The sequence below is a fragment of the Imperialibacter sp. EC-SDR9 genome (genome assembly GCF_902498805.1).
Taxonomy (GTDB): Bacteria; Bacteroidota; Bacteroidia; order Cytophagales; family Cyclobacteriaceae; genus Imperialibacter.
The window spans coordinates 85808-103855 of sequence record NZ_LR701588.1 but is presented as its reverse complement, the minus strand read 5'-3'; the positions used below and the strand labels follow the sequence as shown (position 1 = coordinate 103855).

The 18048-nt window shown below is 47.5% G+C and carries 15 protein-coding genes; 1 reads left to right on the top strand and 14 read right to left on the bottom strand.

Features of this window, described 5'->3' with window-relative positions; translation table 11 throughout:
• Window positions 1-4: 4 nt before the first annotated feature.
• Entirely contained in the window at window positions 5-778 is a 774-nt protein-coding gene (locus GC130_RS16145; RefSeq protein WP_151999369.1) for an ABC transporter permease, read from the bottom strand.
• Window positions 779-897: 119 nt separating this feature from the next.
• A complete protein-coding gene (locus GC130_RS16140; RefSeq protein ID WP_151999368.1) occupies window positions 898-1842 on the bottom strand; it encodes a prenyltransferase/squalene oxidase repeat-containing protein in 945 nt (314 codons plus the stop codon).
• Window positions 1843-2019: 177 nt separating this feature from the next.
• Here GC130_RS16140 and GC130_RS16135 point away from each other — a divergent pair, with 177 nt between their 5' ends.
• Entirely contained in the window at window positions 2020-2439 is a 420-nt protein-coding gene (locus GC130_RS16135) for a DUF6567 family protein (protein ID WP_226940520.1), read from the top strand.
• Between the two features lie 106 nt (window positions 2440-2545).
• On the opposite strand, the gene GC130_RS16130 is transcribed toward GC130_RS16135, so the two are convergent.
• The 12 genes from GC130_RS16130 to GC130_RS16075 form a co-directional block, all read right to left on the bottom strand.
• Window positions 2546-3022, bottom strand: a complete 477-nt coding sequence (locus GC130_RS16130) for a YbhB/YbcL family Raf kinase inhibitor-like protein (protein WP_151999367.1) — start codon at window positions 3020-3022, stop codon at window positions 2546-2548.
• Between the two features lie 9 nt (window positions 3023-3031).
• On the bottom strand, window positions 3032-3280 hold the full coding sequence (locus tag GC130_RS16125; RefSeq protein WP_151999366.1) for a YtxH domain-containing protein: 249 nt from the start codon (window positions 3278-3280) through the stop codon (window positions 3032-3034).
• Between the two features lie 110 nt (window positions 3281-3390).
• Complete coding sequence (locus GC130_RS16120; protein ID WP_151999365.1) at window positions 3391-4410, bottom strand: hypothetical protein; 1020 nt, start codon at window positions 4408-4410, stop codon at window positions 3391-3393.
• Entirely contained in the window at window positions 4397-4903 is a 507-nt protein-coding gene (locus GC130_RS16115; RefSeq protein ID WP_151999364.1) for an ATP-binding protein, read from the bottom strand. Before GC130_RS16115 ends, GC130_RS16120 begins: the two co-directional genes overlap by 14 nt.
• Window positions 4904-4924: 21 nt before the next feature.
• Window positions 4925-5389: a hypothetical protein gene (locus tag GC130_RS16110; protein WP_151999363.1), complete on the bottom strand. Its 465-nt coding sequence runs from the start codon at window positions 5387-5389 to the stop codon at window positions 4925-4927.
• Window positions 5390-5830: 441 nt separating this feature from the next.
• A complete protein-coding gene (locus tag GC130_RS16105; RefSeq protein WP_151999362.1) occupies window positions 5831-7363 on the bottom strand; it encodes a hypothetical protein in 1533 nt (510 codons plus the stop codon).
• Window positions 7364-7454: 91 nt separating this feature from the next.
• The gene (locus tag GC130_RS16100) at window positions 7455-8090 is read right to left on the bottom strand and encodes a DUF6563 family protein (RefSeq protein ID WP_151999361.1); all 636 of its coding nucleotides are present in this window, start codon (window positions 8088-8090) and stop codon (window positions 7455-7457) included.
• Between the two features lie 85 nt (window positions 8091-8175).
• Entirely contained in the window at window positions 8176-10008 is a 1833-nt protein-coding gene (locus tag GC130_RS16095; protein WP_151999360.1) for a hypothetical protein, read from the bottom strand.
• On the bottom strand, window positions 10005-10796 hold the full coding sequence (locus GC130_RS16090) for a hypothetical protein (RefSeq protein ID WP_151999359.1): 792 nt from the start codon (window positions 10794-10796) through the stop codon (window positions 10005-10007). Before GC130_RS16090 ends, GC130_RS16095 begins: the two co-directional genes overlap by 4 nt.
• Before the next feature lie 304 nt (window positions 10797-11100).
• The gene (locus tag GC130_RS16085) at window positions 11101-11811 is read right to left on the bottom strand and encodes a hypothetical protein (protein ID WP_151999358.1); all 711 of its coding nucleotides are present in this window, start codon (window positions 11809-11811) and stop codon (window positions 11101-11103) included.
• Window positions 11789-17338, bottom strand: coding sequence for a DUF6443 domain-containing protein (locus GC130_RS16080; RefSeq protein WP_151999357.1), 5550 nt, complete (start codon window positions 17336-17338; stop codon window positions 11789-11791). Before GC130_RS16080 ends, GC130_RS16085 begins: the two co-directional genes overlap by 23 nt.
• Entirely contained in the window at window positions 17335-18045 is a 711-nt protein-coding gene (locus GC130_RS16075; protein ID WP_151999356.1) for a hypothetical protein, read from the bottom strand. Before GC130_RS16075 ends, GC130_RS16080 begins: the two co-directional genes overlap by 4 nt.
• Between the last annotated feature and the right edge of the window lie 3 nt (window positions 18046-18048).

Genomic DNA, 18048 nt, shown 5'->3' with positions numbered 1-18048 from the left:
TTATTTAGGTCAGACCCAGTAAATCGGTGATTTGCACTGCGATCAGGTCAAGAATAAATACCAGCAGGGAGGCAACTACCACCGCCGAGTTGGCGGATCTTCCCACGCCCTCCGTTCCCTTTTTTGAGTTGTAGCCCATGTAGCATCCTATGATGCCAATGGCAAATCCGAAAAAGAAAGTTTTGATGATGGCAGGGACGACATCTCCAAAGCTGAGTGCATCGAACACCTGAGTCCAGTAGAGGTGCCAGCTTACCTGCCCACGTATGTTTACACCCAGGTAGGCCCCATAAAGCGACACGGCATTGGAGAGACTGGAGAGCACGGGAAGCATCAATGTGGTGGCCAGCACCCGGGTCACAATCAGGTATTTGAATGGGTTGGTACCCGAAACGTCCATTGCATCGATCTGCTCTGTTACTTTCATAGAACCCAGCTCAGCCCCCATGCCCGAGCCGATCTTGCCTGCACATATCAGCGCAGTAATCACCGGGGATATTTCCCGAATCAAAGAAACGGATACCATTGCGGGCAGCAAGGCTTCCGCTCCAAACTCAACGAGCGTTGGGCGTGATTGGATGGTCATCACCAGCCCCATGATGAAAGCAGTAATGGCTACCAGGGGCAGCGATTTGTAACCCACCCAGTAGCATTGCCGCAGGAACTCCTCCCATTCCTGTCGCCGCTTGAATAGCTCTCTGAAAAACCGGGCGGTAAAGCGGCTAATGCTACCAGTTTCGGTTAGAAACTGGCTGTTGAGAATGTTGGGTGCTTTCATTTGGGCTTTATTTCAGTCCAATATGATCACTATATCTTCAGCAAAGAGTGACTTGCATCAAGGGAATTGATAATTGATGTCAGGTTTTGTAAAGCCCATATCTGATTTTGATAACCAGCTTACATAGCGTAACCTGGCTGGAACCAATTCAAAACCCGCAGGGCTCGGAGCGTATTCCAACGGCTTGGGCTGCCTGTTTTTTCCATGTCAAAGTGTACGTTGCCTTTGTGTTTCTCCTGAAGCCGCCAGGCTCCGTCTTTTTTTCTCTTGCTTTTCAAAATGTCCAAAGCGCTCTTCATTCTTGGCTCATAGGGCACGGCAGCATTTCGGAGGTGATCCAGTGCCCTGAGTATATCATACCGCCAGCGACCTGGGAATGATAACCGCAGCATTCGCTGGTCGATTATCTCACCTGTTCTGTGCGATTGGTAAAGGTGGTGGCGAAGCAAGAATTCGACCGCCTTTTGTTCGGCTTGTATAATCTCAGGAGTTCTGTAATCTTCCGGCGGCTTTCTGAACTCCAACAAGCCCTCCAGTACGCTGAGGGTGGAATGCAAAGAGCTGTGTGTGGTGTCTTTGTGCAGATAGCGACAATTCCAGCCTCCGTCGGCCATTTGCACTTTAAGAAGATAGTCAACCACCTCTTTCAACCGCTGATGGCCTGGAAGAAAATAGGAGCCGTAGTTCAGGATCATTCCATTTACACAAACATCGCTCACTTTTGACGTGGCGGAGCAGCGCAGGCCTCCGTTCTCCCCTGAGGGCATGCCCAAAGCCAGTTCGCAGCCCCGCTGTGCCTGCGCATGCAGGGGCCACAACCCTATGGTTTTCAAGTCCAGTAAAGTATAGTGAGTGGAGGCCCACTTAGGTTGGTAAAAGGCCTGCCCCCAATGCCCGTTAACGAGCTGTTTTTGAAGAAATCGAGCGCCCCAACCCTCCGATTCAATGCGTTTTTGAAGAGCATTAGCTGCCCTTGTGTTCGCACCCAGCAGATCACGACTCACCTGGTATTGAATGGCTACGTCTCCCTCCATCAGCCATTGGATAACTGGGCTTTTGTTCATTGTGAATCGGTTAGTTCAAGAAATCCAAGATAAGCAGGAAAACCCGTCGTAGTAATGTCGTTTAGCAGGAGTTCGCAATGAGAAATGTCATTGTAACAAGAATCATCAGAAGTTGGTGACGACCGTCATGGTAGCTTTTCCAGAAAAGTAATTCCTTGGGCGGAAATCAGAAAAGCTATGAAAAAGTCAAATTCAATTCTTGCAATGGCAACGATCATTGTGCTAATGCTGGGAGGATGTGCTTCTACCGGAGTTACCACGTCAGGCCACCTCACCAATGTAGAGTTAAGCAGCTCCAACTTCCGAATAGTAGCCACAAATGTTTCTGGTGAGGCATCCAATAAAGGGGTGTTTGGCGTGAGTTACGGGTTTGGAATGGCTGCCAGCCAGCTTGCCCTGATACCCTTGGGTAACGACCGACTGCTATATAAAAATGCCATGAAGCAGCTCTGGGACAACTTCGAAGCTGTTAACGGCCCGGTAACAAACAGAAAACTGGCCCTGGTCAATGTCAGGTATGACTCGGAGTCGTTGAATGTATTCTTTTACACAAAAGTGACCGCCGTGGTGGTGGCCGATGTGGTTGAGTTTCAATAGGCGGCCTATCGGAGGGCAGCCATAGAAGAAGACGACAATAGCTCCGGGGAAGACTGCCAAAAGCTTTCTCCGGAGTTAGTCGTACGTGGAAAGATGAAAGCCGATCTTAGGGCGGGGTTCTTTTGTAAGTCCCCATGAGCTCGCCATAGGCTATAATATGGTCTTGCATAGCTTCCTCCACCTGAATTTTGGATGCGCCGTGAACAAGGTCGGGCAGGATGTCCAATGCATAAACCTTAAAAAAATACCGATGCATTCCGGAAGGGGGACAGGGCCCGCCATAAGCTGTGCTTTTATTGAAGTCGTTGGCTCCCTCCACGCCAGGCACTGAGTTTTCCTCAATTTGATGCGTAATCGGTATGTTCCATACCAACCATTGGAGCCACATTTTGCCTGGTGCATCCGGGTCTTCTACCATCAGCACCAGGCTTTTAGCTTCCCAGGGTATCTCCTGTATTTGGAGAGGTGGGTTAATGTTCTCACCATCGCAGGTGAACCGTGCGGGGATGACCCCGCCCGAATCAAACGCACTGCTCGTAACAAGCAGAGCTTTGAAGTCTGTTGGCTTTTCAGATAAAAGCATAAGCCTGCATTAGTTTGCAGCTTCAGCCTTTGACATATCGTTCACCAACTTTCCCTTCATTATTTTGCCGGTAAACGAGCCCATCAGCTCATTGAATTTTTTCTCAACAGTTTCGTTGAGAGCCTCGGCCAGGTCTTCACCCTTTTCAACAATATCCCTCCTTGTTCTTGCTCCTTTTTGGGGGGCAAAAAGTACTCCCAATAAGACACCAGCGGCCATCCCGGCCACCACGCCCAAAAGTGCTTTTCCAGTTGTCATAATTTTGTTGATTTATTAATCACACCTAAGATACCCCTGAGACTTATCCCAGTCGATGACCAATGTCATCGACAGAATATGAGATTTATCTCATTGAATTGCTGACCTTGCTAGGGGCACGAAGACCCCGCAGCCATGTAGTGGTTCATCAGCTTGAAGTATTTTTCTGCGTCGGCAAGGTGATGTGCCAGCTCCTGATCATCGTCGGCTTGCGTCGCACTCATCAGGTTCACCTTGGCCCTGACGTTCGCTCTCAGGCACTTGAAGTAGTTGAAAATATGCTCGTCCTCCTTGATCTCAATGCAGGGGAGAAGGCGATTGTATTCAGCGAGAAAGCTGTCTGCAAAGCGCTTTTCTCCAAAGGACTCAAGGTCCATGCAGAGAAAAGCTATTTCATACAGCAGATCAATTTGCCTGAACGCATCGTTGAATTCTATGCAGTCGAACAGCACTGGCTTTTTGTAGAGAAAAATGTTGCCGCTGTGCAGGTCACCGTGCACATCCCGTTTAAAACCATGGTCGATACGCTGCTGCATTCTCTTTTTGTGTGCCTCAAGAAAGTCATTGCTCCATTCAATTGACTTAGTGAGTGTGTTGGTATGCTCCTGTCCCAGTTTCTGAACGACGAACGGTTTTGTCTTGACAATTTCGTTGAACAACCCGATAGCCACAGGCAGGCTGAAAGGGCTGCGTATTTTTCTGGCTTTTTGATGGAAAGAGGCAATTACTTTTGCCAATGCTCTGATGTTGTACTCCGTTGCACCTGATCCCAGCAGTACCTTGTCCATCCGTTTGGCACTGGCCATGCGTTTCATCAGCACCGCATAGTCAATAAGCTTTCCCTTTCGCCCACCTATGTACCAGGAGTTTTTTTGAAACCGGATGGGTAGGGTCGACAAATAGATGTCGGTGTACTGCTCGTTTAATTTGATTTCTCTTTCGCAGAAGTGTTTTCTTTTTGTCAGGGTAGAGAAATCAAGGAAAGAGAGCTTCACAGGCTTTTTAATTTTGAATACATGCTTCCTGCTAAGGATGACCCACGAGATGTGAGTTTCTTCTATTTTGCCCTTTAATGGTTCGCCGTGATACATTCCCTGCTTTGCTAGCTCATGAATTTCAGCCTGTTTCATTCCTGATGTTTATGTATTCTATTGATTTACTGAGCATTGAGTTGATATTTGCGTCCAACGATTCAAGCCGAAGGTGCGGCCCGGCTATTTCTTCAAATTCCGCCTTCATCCTTTCATAAGTTTCAACACCGGCCTCGCTGTCGTCACGGTGCTTGCTCACTCGTTGCCTCGCCAGTTTTTCGGCTGTCCAAACCTCTATGACGGCCATGGGGGTAGCAAGTTCAGTCGCCAGTTCTGCAAACGAATCCCGCACCTTCTGCTGATAAAAAGTTGCGTCCACCAACACCGTTTCTCCTTTGCGGAGCGCTTTTTCTGTCAGCTTGATCATTTCACTGTAAACTTTGAGCTTGTCTTTTGGAGAATATTTTCCCAATGCCCCCATGGTTTTTCTTACCCGATCGCTACTAATGTGTACCGCACCCAGCCTGGCCGCAAGCCGTGTTGCCAGATAAGTTTTTCCCGAGCCGGGCAAGCCTGCTATTATTACCATCATTTTCTATAGGCATTTTGAAGCTTAACCAGCAGACTCAAGGAGTCGCCTGGCTTTGTTAGAATCCATTACATGCTCCGCCAGCTGAAAGATTTCCTTTTTTACCGCCCGTAGTTCCATCTGTAGGTCAGCCAAAGCATTTCTGAGCGTGTTATGTTCGCTTTCACAGGCCGACGCATTGGGGAGCGAGGAATTTTCGATAAGCGCTACCAAATGATGCATGTGCTTGCCTACTCTCGTATCTATCTCCAGCCTGTCTTTCTCAAAATGGGACAGTCGGTTGGCCACTTTTCGTGTGTTTTCCAGGTGCTTTTCGTCAATCAGCCACAAGAAATACTTGTCTATCAGTTTCTTGAGAAACCGCAGCTCATCCTCATCGAACTTCAAATCGGATTGCCAATGCTCAGCCATTACATATTGCTCGCTCCAGTAGTCTTTACCGGTATTTTGTGTGGAGCCTTTTGCGGAATCTTTAGCGATGGTACTCATGATATTAGATTTTAGTCATTAGTTTTTTACTTGTCTAAAGGTTCTCATTCTCTTTCACTATTGCTATGACACAGGTCTTATGGGAGGCAAATTTTTGTCACTTTTGCCCCTGTAATGACCTTGTGTTTGCGAGGTGATTTGATGAGCAATCATGTACCAGAGGTCAGGAGTAGGAGGGATGTTGCATCTCCCTGGATTGGACTTACCAGGGAGAAGTTTACGGTGTGCTGAGGAGTGGGCCACGGGAGGAATTTTACGCTTCCTCAAAAAGATAGCTATCTTTTACCCTGAACATAGCTATCATTCATTCCAAACATAGCCCTCTTTGGGTCGAAACATAGCTATGTTTGAGGTGAATTATAGCTATAAATGAAGTGGATTATAGCTATGATTTTGAAATGTGGAGATTTTACGTTCTTTTTCAGGTGTTGTGGAGGTTAGCTAGTTCTTCCCAAATCTCTTTCTCTTCTCCCTTTCTTCCTTGGTTTTGAACACGTAATACATGCCAAATCGCACATGGAACCTGGAAGGGTAGGGGCTTAGCTGTCCATTATAGCTGAAGTTGTACATGGCCATCATATTGCCAAATACATGCTTGGTGAAGTCATAGTCCTTCCTGATGCCAACCATGTAGTTCCAGTCGATAAATTCGGTTTTACCAAAGACGCCTGTGATGGTTCTTTCTACATCGAGCCGCTCAACCTCGGCGAGCAGCGAAAAAGTCTTGAAAAAAAGAAGCTCAGGCATAAAATACACACCGCCAAGACGGTAGAGTACGCCAGGGTTGTCTTTGCTTTTGTAGAAGTTGGTTCGGTACACGCCGCCGCCTGTAACTGACACCAGTGTGTTGATCCTGAAAGTGGCACCTGGCATCAGGTCGACAGTTACTTTGTCGCCATTGATTACCTGGAAATTGAGCAAAGGATAAATTCGGTGCTGCCAGGGGTGGCCTTTCAGTGAGTGTGACTTGTTTCTCGACTCTTTATTCAGCAAATGCCAGTCGGTGTACCGTCCTTTCAATTCTGTCATTGCCCCCATGGCGGCAGCCAGTTTTGCTTCGTGGCCTTCGAAGTGATTTTTGGCCATTTGTTTGCCCACTCCCAACGCCATGCTTTGCATATCTCCGGCTTCCATCGGGTTTGCAAATGGTGACATCAGTCCGTCAAACGGGGCTGCCTCTTCCGCTAGCGTCTGGAACACTTCGGTATTTTGAAGCTGGTCTTCAGCCATTCCCGAAATGATCTGTGTGTTTTCAAAATCGCCTCGGGACACATTTCCTACCTCCAGGCCTATGTTCTTGGTTTGGTCTGTTATGCCCTGGGCTTTGTTGAGTACTTCGCCTGCTTCGCCCAGCTTTTCCAGCGCATCAGTGGTCGCATCCAGCCCTGGTATGTCGGGTGCACCAGGCAGTAGCCCTCCTTGGCCACCTGGCCGCAGGCCGCCTGATACACCAACACCTCCTTGCTGGTCGATGCCATGGTTAATGCCCACATTGTCAAGTCCTTCGTTTACTTCTGACGTGACCCCGTTCACCCGACCTCCGGTGGGGTTATTGATCTTTTGCTCTATGTTGGAAATTTTGTCAGCAGGCGTGCGGAGTATTCGGTTCACACTATCCAGGGCGTTTTGTTCTTTTTCAAAGACTTTGTTCACGAACTTCAGGCTATCGCCAGCTCCGTCAATGGCGGAGTTTGGTAGGTTGGCTGCTTTTTCCAACTCACTAAGCGCCTGGTGTGAAGCCTCGAAAACAGTATCTGTTTTGCTCGTAGTATTGCTGATAAGTGTGTCAGCAGTGTTGATGTGGTCGATCAAATTGTTCACCTCGGCAATGGTGGAGTCGGCCTCCTGTACCGCCTTTAAAGTATCGGTTTTGAGCTCTACGGGTGGGAGCGATTCAGCCTGTTCCTGTGCGTGAAGAACCACAGGAGCAAGCAATAGTAGTAGGACGAATAATTGCCGACTGAATAACATCATTTAATATAGCTGAAAAGGAAGGACTTTGGTAAGCATTTCAAATCTTTTTGTATTTGATTTATTTACAACAAGAGGCACCTGTAACCGTAGGCTATTCACTTGTATTTAAAAGCATAAGATATTTAAGAAGAACCTCTTCGCTTTCTTTGTCTGGCTCTTGCTCAAACTGCCTGAGCAGATCGGGTGTAGCAGATAGTAGTTCTTGTAAACTTTTTGAGTCTACAGCAATCACTGTGTTCGTTTCTTTGTCTATTGCATACAGGAAGCGCATCATGGCAATTTTGGCACCGGCTATGGCACCACCAATTGCTCCAAACGCCATGCCCATGGCCATCTGCTTCTTGTACAGTTCCTGGTTTTGAGAAATCCCTCCCCTGAACACCAGATAATTGCCGTCGCTGATAACAGCAGCATACCACGGTTGCAGCTTGTATTGAAAACAATTCAGATAAAGGGTATCTCCAAGGGAGTAGCCCCAGTACTCCTTTTTCAAGACTTTGTTAGCTACGGATTTGTCGGTGCTATTGAGCTTGTAGTCATTTCCACCTGCCATTTTTATATCGCCTGGGGTGCGTTTTTCTACTTCTAAGTCCGCAGTTGCCGATGGGCTCTTTTTGACAATCTCGTCAAACGACAAGTAGGCACCTTTCGGGTAGGCCGTATCTTGCGCATATGCGCTGCCAGAGAAGAGGCCCACACAGGAAATAACTATGTAAATGTGTTTCATTTGATGAACAGGATTAGTTTCATTTCTTCTATTTGCCTTTGGGTTTATGATAGTGAAAGTGGATCATGTGGTTGAATCTCTTTTTTTATCGGTCAAACTCGATTGACAATCCGTTTTGGTGGTAAAGCACGCCGTTAATCAGCCTCACCTCTCCGAAATAATCAACTTCAAAAAGACGCTCCCCAGTCAACAGGTCTATAATAGTGGCAGTAGTTGTAGAACCAGTAAACCCATGCTGGAGTCCCCACGATGTGAAGTGGTCGACTTCAGCGATTGCCTTGTCTATCCCCAGGGTATAGCTACCTACTAAATCTAGATTTGGTGCTGAATAAACCTTTATCTCATTATTGTCGGTTGCGGAAAGTAGCAGGTAATTATTGAAGGTGAATGAGTAGCGAAGATCCGAGAATTCGAAAAGGTTTGTATCGTAAACCGGGCCTGAGGCTTCCAGCGTATACCTGGAAAAAATACCCCCCGGTGTGAATAGCGTATTGGAGTCTTTGAAATAGTAGGCCGCAGAATATTGCACGCCAAGCTTGTACCCAACATTGTCGATATAATCGTAAATGACGGGTACGGGGCCAAGAAAGCCAATAAAGCGCTCATTCAGGATGGATAGACCAAGGTATCGCTGACTGTAGGGGCTGGACGGGTAGAAGATGTCATTCAGCGTGATTTCATCAAGTACGGCCAGGGTATTGTAGTCTAAAAGCAGGAGGCGTCGACTATAGAGAACCGCCACCAGGTTATATTTTTTTGATAGTGCCACTTCCTCCACATAACCATCGTAAAAAACGTCGGGAGAACTTTCCTTGAACAGTCGATGATCTAAATCAGTATAAATCAGCTTTTCATTTGCATCCTCTTTGTCAACGTACAGCCTGTAGAAACTGGGGAATGGATTGCCGAGCGTTAGTGTGTCGGTATCAAAAACTGCTATTCCTGAACTTCCCGTCGTTTTCAGTTCAATTTCATAGGGCCTTCCAAATACAAGGTCGTTCAAGACGGCCGCCGTATCGTTTATTGAAGAAAGCTCTGCTAGCAGGGTATTGTTGTGCAGGAGTTGATAACTCCGAAATGAAGCTGCTATGGGCGGCTTCGACCAATACACCTTGAATAGACCATTTTTAAGGGTTTCTTTTTTTACGATCTTTGGAGCAGGCAGAAAGTCATAGGATTGAATGGGGACGATGTGAGGACTGTTCCACTCAGTGCTGGTGGTGCTTTCCACGATAGCCCCGATGTAAATTTTTCCTCCTACGTAGGAATTGATTTTGGCTGTCGAATCTCCACGGGCCAATGTGATGACCTTGTTGTCCTCAGCGTATACAGTCGCAGGATCGTAAGAGGCATACACCGTAGTACTGACGAGGTTGGCATAAGGGTACTCTCCAAACTCCACCACTATGCCCTCTTCCCCGAGGCTGGCTTCAAATGGAATGTCTGCTGGTGGTCTTCGGTCAATTACTACTTCTTTTTTGAGCTGATAGGCAACCACCTCAGCACCCACCACGTCGGCCATGCTTCCCGTGTTGGTGTTGGTGTACACAGTAAAAACCAGGTCGAACCTCCCATAGGAGTCGTTGGGATACAGTTTGGCGGGGTCGACTGTAAAAACCCCTTTGGGGTATTCTGATTTGAATATCTCCTGATGGCTGACTGTGCGGTCGAGCACAGCCTCGAACAAATAGAACTTTCCGTCTGTTACGGCAAACGAATAGCTCAGCTCTATTGGTTCGGTTAAAAGCAAGCCATCTTCTATGTCGGTGATTTCATACCTGGTCAGTTCCGATTTTTGCACCGGGTCAATTTCCACAAAGTTGTCTCCTTCTGGTTGAAACTCGCAGGAGGTTAGATGGCACAGCGCCAGGAGCGCCATCGCTAAGTATCCCGTAGGTAGGTGGATTCTTTTTTTCATCCCTGATTGGTTGATTTTTCCTGGCCTTTTTTCAAGATAATACCTACACCTGCTCCCGCCCTCACACCGCTCCAGTTGGGCCGAAAATCGTCGTTGAAGTTGATTTGGATATGGTAACCCACCCTGGCCATCAGCAGAAAGCGACTTACCTGGTACTCCATTTTGCAAGAGGGGAGAGCAAACCACTGCTTTGAGGCCAGGTGATCGTTATAGGTATCTGTAGGCAGGCCTTGTAACACAAACAAACTCTCCAGCTTATGATCAGAAAAGGCAATGCCAGCAGCAATGGAAGGCTTGAACACGATGCCATACTGCCCCGGCAAGGTTACGACTGAGTAGTCAAGAGCAAAGTGCATATTACTCACCACCTGATCTACTTTGATTTCGCCAGAATAGTCTCTATAATGGAGCCGGGAGCCTGTGGAATTGTAGCCACCCAAAATGTTCCATTCCGTGGGGCCAACAGGGAAGGTGAGCACTACATCGTAGCCCGGGGTAGGGCTGAAGTTGCCATACACCTTGTAGGGGATGCTTTTATAATCCTTGCCCAGCAAAGCCGAGGGCAGCCCATCCTGAAACTCTTTGGGGTCAGTCATAACAAAAGTGCCGATGTTGGCTTCAACCCGCAGGGAAGTGGTTTGACCTATGACAGGGTTGATATTCACCAAAAGTAAAGCAATATAAAGGCATGCAGTAATGGCCAGAGCTTTTTGGCTGTAGGCAGAGGAAGTATTCATATCTTCCACCGGTGCGACGAAGACAGGAGCGGGTAACTCGTTTGATATCATATTAACTGACCCATTTCAAGGTGCCTATTTGAGATTTGTGTCTTTTGCTTTCTTAGAGTTTATAGCCACCCTGCCGAGTAGTCCTCCAATGCGCTTCCTGCTCATATCGTCTTCTCTCATGACCCATTAACTTGTTATTCTAATCGTAGGGCAGGCAAATGCCACTGGCCACCTTTTAAAATCAGGAAACAGCAAGCTGACCATTCCTGATTGGTGAATATTGGTGTGAGTCTTTGACTTGCGCCACTGTTCGGTGCGAGAGTAAGCCTCGGTTGGTCGGAGCTGGTGTGACGATAGTGTCAACCTATTCAATTAGCATTTTAACCCTATAATACAATAGGTTAAGCTGAGGTTCGTAGACATCAATTGCATTTCGCAAAATGATATTGTGGTTACTGCCACTTCTCGCCTCAATTATGACAGTTGCTGAATGATAAGCTACTATTCCGGTTTCCCTTATATTCTTAGTATCTTCGTCAAATTGCTCGCTCCAAAAAAAAAGATCCAGCATTGAAAAGATCGCACTGGCTTGAAGTGTATCGATCTTAGATGTACAAACTTCCTTGCCAAACTTTGAAGTGTTGAGGGTGGACTTTGCCACAAAAAAATCATCCGCCTTTTGATAGATTAAGTACTGTTTCGGTGGTAGATGCTCGGAATTCTCAGTAATGCTAATAAAACTAGATGTGTCGTTTACATGAGCTTTTAGTTTCAGCAACTCTAAATAATAGCAACTAACTTTCATTTTCATAATAGCATAAACCTCGTTGTCATCTATGCTTTCCCTATTAGGTAAAGGAACCACGCAACCGTCAAAATCTAATTCCCAAATTTTGGCAAGTCTCTTTTCTTCCTTAAGCAACCAAATATCAAATAACGAAGAATCCACAGGGAGGTCGCGCAGGCACGGATTGGGCTGACCATGTACGTAGCTAAGTCCGCAGCAAAACGAAAGGGAAAATACAACCCACAGTTTGCATTTTCGAATAGCATCAAAACATTCCAAAAAGCCCATAATAGTTGGTTAATCCTGCGCCGTAAAGCAATGAAGTTCCTCTTTTCGCAAGAGATGTACCAAAGCTAATAACTAGTTGACCTGCTTTCATAGACATGAAACTAGAATTTACTCTATAAATTCCGCCACCTCTGACCCCAATAGTGTAGCTTTGGATGTTTGGATTGATATCTGCACGGACATTTTGCAAAGCTCCAAAATCGCCGTTCATACCTGATGGCCTCCCACTAAATTTTCCGATTCCGCGATGGCCATGTACTTGAGCGGGGGTATCGATGCTCCTTCCCGTCAGATCGATTCGGTCACCTATCTCATCAACCCATCCAACATCTAATTTACCATTGACAGGTCTTCCATCAGCAGTTAACGCCGCCCCATGCTCGGTATTCAGCACCCAGGTATCATGTTCGACGTCGGCGAACGTTTGCTTGCCATAGGCAGTTTTCATTAGTGCATTGAACTCTGGGTCGTTGGTGGCCCCACTCCAAAACTTACGCCCATCTTTGATGGCGCTTATCCCCCCCGAGAGCCCTCCAACCGCTCCGCCAGTGATACCTCCAACAACGCCGTCTCTTATCCCCATACCAAGTGAGTTTCCAAATCGTTCCCCTCCTACTAAAGCGTTTCCAAAACTATTAATGAAACCAGAACCAAAACCAGCACCAGCCCCTATTGCTGCTCCTGAAAAGAATCCGGAGGACGCTCCAGCAATTCCCGCTTGTGCTAGGGTTCCCGCACCGGAGAAAGCGGTTGCAAAACCTGCGCCAAAACCGGAACCGGCTAGGCCAGCACTGATACCTGCACCAAGCCCTGCACTCAACGCACCGGCAGCACCCCCAACAACAGCATACCCCAGTCCTTGCCAAAAGTTGTCTATGTTTCCTTTCTTGGCATTGATTGCGACATTTATTGCTGCGCCAATAATAATTGGTGCAAACCACACAAACTCCCCATCAGGGTCCACGCCCATCATTGGGCTATTACCCATGCCGGTGTAGCCGCTGGCAAACTGGTTTTTAGGGTCTACACTCAGGAACCTGCCCAGCTCACCGGAGTAAAGTCTGGCGTGGAAATCATAAATACCCAGGGTGTCAATCCGCTCCTTGCCCTGGAAGAGGAACTTGTCTTGCCGGGTGTTTTCACGCAGGTAGCTATTGTAAGCCAGCCCAAAGGGGTAGTAGTCCTGCATTTGCACCACCGGGCTTTGTATGTGCTCTACGGAGAAGTCGTCCCAGTAGGTTTCTATGGGGTCGCCTCCCAGGAATACATTGTCGTTGCTCAGGAATACATACACATAGCCCGGTTGCGTAATGGTGAACTCTACTGCCAGCCTTTCGTGCGCAGCATCCTGCCCGTATTCCCTGGCGTCGGTGGTCAGCCGCACAAAACCATCTCCTATTGGATCGAAGTTCCTGTCAAAAATAAGGTAATTGAGATAGGCTTTGGGAGCAGTGCCTGTTTCGCCGCCCTTGGCCAGGTCATCTGCAAAAGGGAAGGCCACACCACCCGTGCTACCGGCAGCGCCTCCGTCAATAAAAGTACCTGCAGGAGCAGTGCTGTTGGCTATAGAGTTGATTAGGTTGGCAAGAGCCGTTGTCCAGTTTCCAGAGTTGGGGTCGAGGTATTTGGCGTATACTTCCGCTTTGATCACGTCGCCGGGCATTACACTCAGCGATTTGGCCAGGCCAGTCCGTTCCAGAGCGGTGCCCGTTAGGCGGTTGGAATAAAAGGTGCCTCCCTGGTTGGTATGGTCAAAAATGGAAGAGTTCACCTTCACTGCCTCGTCGTAAAACAGGAACTCCCCTTGCTCTTCCGAAACGTTGGAAGTTTCCATGCTGGCCGTAGCAGTCTCATAACCAGGCTCGGAGGTAAATACCACCCGGCTGCTACCCAAGTGGTCGGCAATCACGTACTGGTACTCACCGTTGGGTAGGTATCGCCCTTCTTCATGAGCGATTTGCTGTAGCACATCATTTTTGTAGAGAAAGGCTCCGTCGTAGTCCATGTGCCATTTGCTTACGTCGGACGGGTCAAAAAACTCCTGGCGGAGCTTTCGCCCGGTGGCATCGTAAGTAAAGACAAAGTAGCCCAGGTCTGTGATGGTTATCTTTGTAGGCAGGTTGAGGTGGTTGTACTCAATGCCATTGGCTGGGATGTTCTTGTTCAAATCTTGCAGCAGGTTGCCATTGGCGTCGTAAGCATAGTCATCGCCGGTATTGGTGCCGTCGATAAAGCCCTCGGCGTCGTCGGCGCTGTCGCTTACTTTGGCCAGCCTGTCGCTGTTGGTGTCCTGATAGGTGTAGGTTAGGTTGTCTACGGGGTTTAAACCGCCTCTGCGTTGTAGTGTCGTAATATTCCCATTAGGGTCGTAGGCAATGCCATTTTCATCAAACGAACCGGTGGCTGACCAGGAGCTTGATTTCTCTTGGTAGGAAGATGCCGTTAAGCGATTGACGGGGTCGTAAGAAAAGGTATATCCTCGCTCTTTTGTCGCACCCAGTCCCAGATTGGCACTCCATCGGATGGCAGAGATGTTGCCATTGAAAAGTGTGGGATTTGCCATTGAACTCGCTTCCGTGTTGTAGTTAATTGATAAACCAAACAAATCGTCAGCCTCTTCCGGATCGGTCGGTAAACTGCTATCGTTAATGCCTTGCAGCCAACCTCTCACATTGTAGGCGTAGTCAACAGATTGCAGGCCATTGGATGCCTGTTGCGCTGCAGTCTGCACTTCGTTGTCATTAAGGTACAAATGGACGTTGTTGTTGCCGGTGGCTTTAATATGAACACCAGGCAGGAGAGTGATTGATTGAGAGGCGACGATTTTTTTTTCACCGCTGTATTCGGTCAAGGTGATGCTATGTGCATATCGGCCGCCGTCATGGGTAAATGACCCTCCTCCTTCTACTGGGCGGGGTATATGCAGGTTACGTTCTGCCATTTCTCCCTTTTCGTTGTAGATATATTCTGCCAGTAATATTTCGGGGCCGGTGCCCACCTTGTGGTAGAGCTGCTTTAGGCGGCCAGCGTGGTCATAATTGTATCGTTTGGATACTGTTGTGGTGCCTGATGAGGTCGTGTGCGTTATCTTCGATTCAGTCACGTCTCCGACAAAGTTGGTAGCGGTGGTTATTCTGTCGTATCCTCCCAGGTGATTTTGCGCCACAGTCTGTACCGGACGGAGCTCGTCATCAAAGTAGGTTACACCCCATAAATACGTATTGGCGGTGCCAAGTACTTTTACCTTAGAACCCACGACCTGACCTACCACCCGATCGAATGCTGTGGCGGGCTGCTGGCCCGGGAGATCCAAACTTTCATACGTTGGGATACCCGTTCCCGCAGGAAACTCGTATTTGTCGTAGTAGGTGACAGCCAGCGCTTCGACGCCTGTTGTGGGAAACACAGTATTGGTGTAGCCATGAGTGCCCGGTGTTCCGTCATAGGCCTCATTGGCTGTAACGATATTGCCAGTCATGGTAGCCTGATCAATATCCGATGAATGGGTGTAAATACCTGAAATCACTGGACGGCTCAGGTAGTCGTACTTGGTATAGCTCCATTGGAAGGCGGCCTTTTGATTGGCATCCTGTGTCATAACCACCCTATCCCAGTCGTCGTACACCATGACCACTGGGCCCGTTGCTGGAGCCTTTGAAGTAATCATCCTATCCCTGATATCGTAGGTATACTTGAAGGCCAGTTTGTCAAGCTCCGCTTGACTAGCGTCTAGCCCAGAGTTGGCTAGTATTTCTGAAAGGGTGGGGGTTAACTCGTAACGGAGATTGCCGTATTTGTCATAGATGTAATAGTTTTGAAGCCAGTGGCTGGGATTGGAAAGGCTCGCAGACTCTGCATATTGTATCTTTTTTAACACCAACTGCCCTTTTTTGTTGGTGTAAGCCCTCACTTCCCGGCCATGTTCATCTTTTGAGATACTTATGGCAAGTTGGTTGTTGGTATAGAACCCGTTGCTGACGTAGCCAACGGGCCCCGAAGCCCTCACAGGCATGCCCGAACCATCTAACTCCCATGCAATAATGCTTTCGATTCCATCATCGTTGGAGGAGTATTCTTGTTGGATAGACTTGCTAGCATTATACCAGTCGTTCCCAGGGCCAAAACTCTGCTTCACACGACCCAGCGGAGAGTCCTCAAATACGGCCTCAGAAAATGGGCGGTCTGTGGTTGGAAGGGGGTCAGTTTTCAACAATCCATTGCTTTCAGTTTCATGGGCAAATGGGAGGTAGTTTCGGTGTTGTCGCCCATATACGTCATATTCATATTGGACTACAATATCTTTAAAGTTGGGTGATGCCATCGTCGCAATAGACTGTTTTGGCATGCCAAGTTCATCAAGGTATTTTACCGTTTGCGCATTCGAAGTGTAGGGAAGATTGGCCACCTGAGCTTCTGAAGTGATACCACTTGTTAAAACGGTATTGGTTACGATATAATTACCATTGACTCCGGCAAACTGATTTTCAAATGGGCCATCTGTGATAACTTTCGGGCTCGAGTTGCCACTGCCTTCAGTATTGGCTTTGGTCACTGTAACGATGTAAGAACCAGACTCTGATACCTCCAATGTATTGGTTGTTCCGCTGATCGTAATTCCATCCTTTTTCCACTCATAAGAACTGTAAACAGAGCCAGTTGTAAGGGTAACCGGGCCAAGGGCGACATGACTCCTACTTGCTGTTAACTGGGGCATCGGCTCTATGATTACATCCACCCAAGTGGGCAAACTCGGGCACCCTGCTGAGGGTGTAAGAATAACATAATAGGGAGTTGAACTAGAGTATTCATAGTCAGAATAGCTTGCTCCATTGGTTAGAAATGTTCCAGAAGAACGGTACCATGAAAAAGTACCGGGGTCGCCTGCGGCAGTCAATGACAGTGTTCCAGGGCCAAATCTTGCATTTCCGGTAACGACTGGAGGATCAACCGAAGGAGGATTGATTGTTGCGATGACTTGTACTTTGGTAGAACTGAGTTCTGAGTTTGCGTTGTATGATGCTGCATAGAAAGTAGTAGTAGTTGTGATCGAAGGAGTATTGTACGTCAAACCCGTTCCAAGATAGGCGTTCGAAGCATCGTACCACCGAATGTCGGTAGCCCCATTTCCCAGAGTGGCCGAAAGTTGAACAGATCCTTCGCCACATCTTTCTCCATCAATTGTCGATGCGGGTGGGGCTGGCGGTACCGCCGGTATCACTTTAACAGCCCAAGAATGGATAAAAATATTATCGTCATATAGACTCAGTAGCCAATCTCCCTCAGTGTTCCATTTCACATTGGCCGTATAAGTCAGCGAACTTTGGCTTTCGCTGCTGACATAACCACCGCCACTTAAGATCCAATTTGGATCTACGATGATCTCGTCATCGAAATAAGAATATGGTTCCAAATCACCAACTGAGACCTCTAATTCCCCTGTCACATCTTGAGCAAAAGTTTGCCCAATACTTAAAAACGATAGCGCAATACAAATAGTTATGCGAAGTGATCGAAGTGTCTTTCTCATTGCTGTTCGATATTTGTTTCAGTGATGATGAATTCTCTAAAAAGTCCGTTTGGGTTGGTTTCTCTAAAATCCAGAATATAGCTTAAAACCCCATCGTTGTTTTTGACCTCAAATTTCCCATAGGTTTCGTTATATTTAATGTTGAAGATCACATCCCAACCAATCGATGAATCGACGAATGAACCACTCTCTTTTGATACAATATCGAAAGTCCACTGCCTGGTAGGTCCAATTAAAGTGATCGATTTTCCCCGGTCCGTCACAAGACTGTACCCTTGGGTAGAGGGGGTGCTATTAGATTGAAGAGAACGGTTTTGCGAGCTATTCCAATGTATTTTTTTCGTGTTGAAGGAAACCTGATCGATAGCCTCTGCTTTTTGTGCTGTATCGTTTAATTCTACATTTTTTGGCGACCCAGAGAGAGAATCAAGCGAAGTTAAAGTGTCCGCTTGATTTGTTGCCAGAACAGAGTTGGCAAGAGAGAACGAGTCTTGAGATGTTGTAGAGCTTTCAGTTGATAATGTATCGACCTCAGTTGCAGCGTAGGAACTGTCGGTGGTCTGATTAACGACAGAGGTGCTCGATTGTTCTGAGGCCAGGGTATCAGAAGCGCCCATTATTTGGGAAGGTAAGCTAAGAGAATCGGTTTGCCCCAGGGCACAAAGTGGACCAAGCAAAGCAAACAGTAGAATTAAGTTATTTTTCATGAG

Excerpts from the sequence above, each read along its gene's own strand:
- GC130_RS16140 (WP_151999368.1), bottom strand. The coding sequence starts at position 1,842 with ATGAACAAAAGCCCAGTTATCCAATGGCTGATGGAGGGAGACGTAGCC.
- GC130_RS16095 (WP_151999360.1), bottom strand. The coding sequence starts at position 10,008 with ATGAAAAAAAGAATCCACCTACCTACGGGATACTTAGCGATGGCGCTC.
- GC130_RS16135 (WP_226940520.1), top strand. The coding sequence starts at position 2,020 with ATGAAAAAGTCAAATTCAATTCTTGCAATGGCAACGATCATTGTGCTA.
- GC130_RS16080 (WP_151999357.1), bottom strand. The coding sequence starts at position 17,338 with ATGAGAAAGACACTTCGATCACTTCGCATAACTATTTGTATTGCGCTA.
- GC130_RS16120 (WP_151999365.1), bottom strand. The coding sequence starts at position 4,410 with ATGAAACAGGCTGAAATTCATGAGCTAGCAAAGCAGGGAATGTATCAC.
- GC130_RS16145 (WP_151999369.1), bottom strand. The coding sequence starts at position 778 with ATGAAAGCACCCAACATTCTCAACAGCCAGTTTCTAACCGAAACTGGT.
- GC130_RS16125 (WP_151999366.1), bottom strand. The coding sequence starts at position 3,280 with ATGACAACTGGAAAAGCACTTTTGGGCGTGGTGGCCGGGATGGCCGCT.
- GC130_RS16110 (WP_151999363.1), bottom strand. The coding sequence starts at position 5,389 with ATGAGTACCATCGCTAAAGATTCCGCAAAAGGCTCCACACAAAATACC.
- GC130_RS16105 (WP_151999362.1), bottom strand. The coding sequence starts at position 7,363 with ATGATGTTATTCAGTCGGCAATTATTCGTCCTACTACTATTGCTTGCT.
- GC130_RS16085 (WP_151999358.1), bottom strand. The coding sequence starts at position 11,811 with ATGGGCTTTTTGGAATGTTTTGATGCTATTCGAAAATGCAAACTGTGG.
- GC130_RS16130 (WP_151999367.1), bottom strand. The coding sequence starts at position 3,022 with ATGCTTTTATCTGAAAAGCCAACAGACTTCAAAGCTCTGCTTGTTACG.
- GC130_RS16090 (WP_151999359.1), bottom strand. The coding sequence starts at position 10,796 with ATGATATCAAACGAGTTACCCGCTCCTGTCTTCGTCGCACCGGTGGAA.
- GC130_RS16100 (WP_151999361.1), bottom strand. The coding sequence starts at position 8,090 with ATGAAACACATTTACATAGTTATTTCCTGTGTGGGCCTCTTCTCTGGC.
- GC130_RS16115 (WP_151999364.1), bottom strand. The coding sequence starts at position 4,903 with ATGATGGTAATAATAGCAGGCTTGCCCGGCTCGGGAAAAACTTATCTG.
- GC130_RS16075 (WP_151999356.1), bottom strand. The coding sequence starts at position 18,045 with ATGAAAAATAACTTAATTCTACTGTTTGCTTTGCTTGGTCCACTTTGT.